General features: G+C 65.7%; 2 protein-coding genes. Both read left to right on the top strand.

The window, feature by feature from the left end; genetic code table 11:
- Window positions 1-999, top strand: a 999-nt coding sequence (locus tag M2282_RS30990; protein WP_280812600.1) for an ATP-binding cassette domain-containing protein, incomplete at its 5' end; no start/stop codon positions are given.
- The coding region (locus M2282_RS30985) for a biotin/lipoyl-binding protein (protein WP_280812599.1) at window positions 996-1,994 on the top strand (999 nt) is incomplete at its 3' end. The genes M2282_RS30990 and M2282_RS30985, both read left to right, overlap by 4 nt.

The following is a 1,994-nucleotide window of genomic DNA, read 5'->3' as shown; positions in this document are numbered from 1 at the left end:
GGCGCACACCTTGTCATGAACAACGAGCTGACCGTCGGCCAGTTCGTCGCCTTCAACATGTTCGCCCAGCGCGTGAGCCAGCCCATCATGCGCATGGCCCAGCTGTGGACTGACTTCCAGCAGACCGGTATCTCCATGGCCCGGCTGGGTGACATCCTCAACACCCGCGCCGAAGTGGCGCCGAGCACCGCCGCGCAACTGCCCGCACTCAAGGGCCGCGTCACGCTGGACAACCTCACCTTCCGCTACCGGCCCGAAGCCGCCCCTGTGCTCAACAGCGTCAGCCTCGATGTGCGGCCCGGTGAAGTGATCGGGATTGTCGGACGCTCGGGCTCCGGCAAGAGCACGCTCACCAAGCTCGTGCAGCGCCTCTACACGCCCGAGCAGGGGCGCCTCCTGGTCGACGGCATCGACATCAGCCTGATCGACGCGGCGCAGCTCCGAAGACAGGTGGGCGTGGTGCTGCAGGAGAACACGCTGTTCAACCGCAGCGTGCGCGAGAACATTGCCGTGGTCGATCCGGCGGCGCCGCTCGATGCCGTGATTCACGCGGCCCAGTTGGCCGGTGCGCACGAATTCATCAGCGAGCTGCCCGAGGGCTACGACACCATGGTTGGTGAGCAGGGCGCGAGCCTCTCGGGCGGGCAGCGCCAGCGCATCGCCATCGCGCGCGCGCTTTTCACCCACCCGCGCATCCTGATCTTCGACGAGGCCACCAGTGCGCTGGACTACGAGAGCGAGGCCATCGTGCAGCGCAACATGGCGCACATCTGCAAGGGCCGCACGGTCTTCATCATTGCCCATCGCCTCTCCGCCGTGCGGCGGGCCGACCGGATCATCGTGATGGACAAGGGCCGGATCGTCGAAGGCGGCACGCACGAGAGCCTGCTCGCCAAGCCCAAGGGCATCTATGCGCATCTGTGGGCGATGCAGGATGGCGGGCTGCCGACCGAAGGGGCGGCAGCAGGCACAGGTGGCGCCACGGGAGCAACGGTATGACGACGGACGTCTCCACCACCGCGCCCGCGGCCAATGCGCCCCATGCACGGGACATGCGCCACCCGGTCTTCGAACTTCTGGGGCGCTACAGCGCGATCTTCAAGGCCGCCTGGAAGCACCGGCATGAACTGGCTGGCCCCAGGCGCCTGTCCGACGAAGCGGCCTTCCTGCCGGCGGCCCTCAGTCTGCAAGACACCCCCGTGCATCCCGCACCCAGGCGATTGGCCCATGCATTGATTGCGTTGTTCCTCATCGCCCTGGCTTGGTCCATCTTCGGGCAGATCGACATCGTCGCCGTCGCGCCCGGCAAGATCATCGTGAGCGAGCGCACCAAGATCATTCAGCCGCTGGAGGTGAGCGTGGTCAAGCGGGTGTTGGTAAGGGATGGGGACCATGTCGAGGCCGGCCAAGCGCTGGTCGAACTCGATCCCACGATTGCGAATGCCGACAAGACCAGCATCGATGAGCAACTGAAGTCGATGCAGTCCGAGGTGCTGCGCACGCGGGCGTTGCTGCAGGCGCTGAACTCGCCAGCCTCGGCCCGCACCCCGGAGCTGGGCAAGAGCATTCCCACCGGCTGGACAGATGTCGACATCGCCGCGACACAGGCCCAACTGAGCGACGAGTGGAGCGACATCACAGCCAAGCTCGCCAAGGCGGCCTCCGAGATCAACCGGCGCCAGGCCGAGATCGCGACCGTGCGCGAGATGGTCAACAAGCTCGAGACGACGGTACCGATTGCCAGACAGAGAGAAGCCGACTTCCATCAGCTGGCCAACCAGGGCTTCATGTCCAGTCATGCGAACCAGGACCGGACGCGGGAGCGCATCGAAATGGAGAGGGACCTTGCGACGCAGCGAGCCAGGCTGGCCGAAGCCAACGCCACATTGCGCGAGAGCGAAAACACAAAGGCCGCTTACATCGCCGAGACCAAGCACAGCTTACGCACGAGAGAGGCGGCTGCCGAGCTTAAGCGCCAGCAAGGCACGCAGGAC

Source organism: Variovorax boronicumulans, from assembly GCF_029892485.1.
Taxonomy (GTDB): domain Bacteria; phylum Pseudomonadota; class Gammaproteobacteria; order Burkholderiales; family Burkholderiaceae_C; genus Variovorax; species Variovorax boronicumulans_B.
The sequence above is the reverse complement of the archived record's forward strand: the minus strand, read 5'-3'. Positions and strand labels throughout refer to the sequence as shown.